General features: G+C 61.6%; 2 protein-coding genes. One reads left to right on the top strand and one right to left on the bottom strand.

Annotated elements, in window-relative coordinates; translation table 11 throughout:
• Positions 1 to 137: 137 nt before the first annotated feature.
• Complete coding sequence (locus EG885_RS22275) at positions 138 to 1163, top strand: IS110 family RNA-guided transposase (RefSeq protein WP_131579051.1); 1026 nt, start codon at positions 138 to 140, stop codon at positions 1161 to 1163.
• A gap of 17 nt (positions 1164 to 1180) precedes the next feature.
• Here the strand turns inward: EG885_RS22275 and EG885_RS23180 are convergent.
• Positions 1181 to 1426, bottom strand: a 246-nt coding sequence (locus EG885_RS23180) for a hypothetical protein (protein WP_207392393.1), incomplete at its 5' end; no start/stop codon positions are given.

Genomic DNA, 1426 nt, shown 5'->3' with positions numbered 1-1426 from the left:
CACACATGGGGTAATCGCGGGAGCGAGTCGCCCGGGCTGTAATGCCAGCGGACTTGGGACGGGTGGTTGTTCCCCGATAGGATCCGGATACGGGCTCACGATGGACACCGGGCCCAAGCATCAAATGGAGAACAACCATGTGCGACTATATCGGTCTGGACGTATCTCAGAAAGAGACAACGATCTCGGTGCGCCGGGAGGGCCAGCGGGTCTGGCGGGGCAAATGCCCGTCAGATCCTCAGGCGATTGCTATGGTTCTGCAGCGGCGCGCACCGGATGCAAGGCGGGTCGTGTTCGAGACCGGCCCGCTGTCCGTCTGGTTTTACCATGCGCTGAGCGCCGAAGGGCTTCCGGCCATCTGCATCGATGCAAGACATGCCAAGGCGGCGCTGGACATGGCACCGAACAAGACCGACGCCAATGACGCCGACGGCCTGGCCCATCTCGCCGAGATCGGCTTCTACCGCGAGGTTCGCGTGAAGGGCTACGACAGTATGCTGGTCCGCACGTTGGTTGCAGCTCGAAGGCGCCTTGTCCGGGTTTCGACTGAACTGTCCAATCAGATCCGGGGTATGATGAAGACATTCGGTCTGATCGTCCCAGGTGCAAAAGGAGGCCGGTTCGAAGCCGAGGTTCGGCGGCTGCTCGGTGGCTACACTGGTCTTGAACAGGTGCTGCTGCCACTTCTGGAGGCCTGGCTCGCCGTCCGGGCGCGGGCTGCAGAACTCGGGAGCCAGCTGTTGCGCACTGCCAGACACAGTGATGCCTGTCGGCAGCTGATGTCGATTCCCGGCATCGGGGCAATCACCGCGACATCCTTCACGACGGCCATCGAGGATCCCGAGAACTTCCGGAAGTCCCGATCTGTCGGCGCATGGCTCGGGCTGACAACGCGTCGCTATCAGTCTGGCGAGGTCGATTACGACGGGCACATCTCGCGACGGGGTGATGCACATTTGCGAGGTTTGCTTTATGAGGCAGCGACCGTGGTCCTGACTCGCACCAGCGCTGATAGCGCCTTGAGAACATGGGGGCTGAAATTGCGTGAACGGATCGGATTCAAACGGGCTGCCGTCGCCGTCGCGCGCAAGCTAGCCGTTATCATGCATGCCATGCTGAAATCCGGCCAATCATTCCAGCGCGAACCTGAAGCCACGGCCTGATCCCAAGCCGTTCCGCGTCAGCCTTTCGACGCGCCGAGACGTCCCTGCCGGGACGTGGCGAGAACCATTCCGCCGAGGCTGTTGCACCATCTGCCCGACTTGGCCGATGCGTGCGCTTCACACATAGGAAGGTTCGTCCGCGAAGCCCCACCATGCGGCGGCTTAATGTCGACCGCGAAGATGACACTGCTCCCGGCAAACGATGTCCCATCGCCAAGAAAGACCTTGCAGAACGACATGCGATTAGATGACAGCCTCGGCTC

Source organism: Paracoccus nototheniae (genome assembly GCF_004335005.1).
In the GTDB taxonomy this organism is placed as follows: domain Bacteria; phylum Pseudomonadota; class Alphaproteobacteria; order Rhodobacterales; family Rhodobacteraceae; genus Paracoccus; species Paracoccus nototheniae.
This window is presented reverse-complemented; position numbering and strand designations above follow the sequence as displayed.

Excerpts from the sequence above, each read along its gene's own strand:
- EG885_RS22275 (WP_131579051.1), top strand. The coding sequence starts at position 138 with ATGTGCGACTATATCGGTCTGGACGTATCTCAGAAAGAGACAACGATC.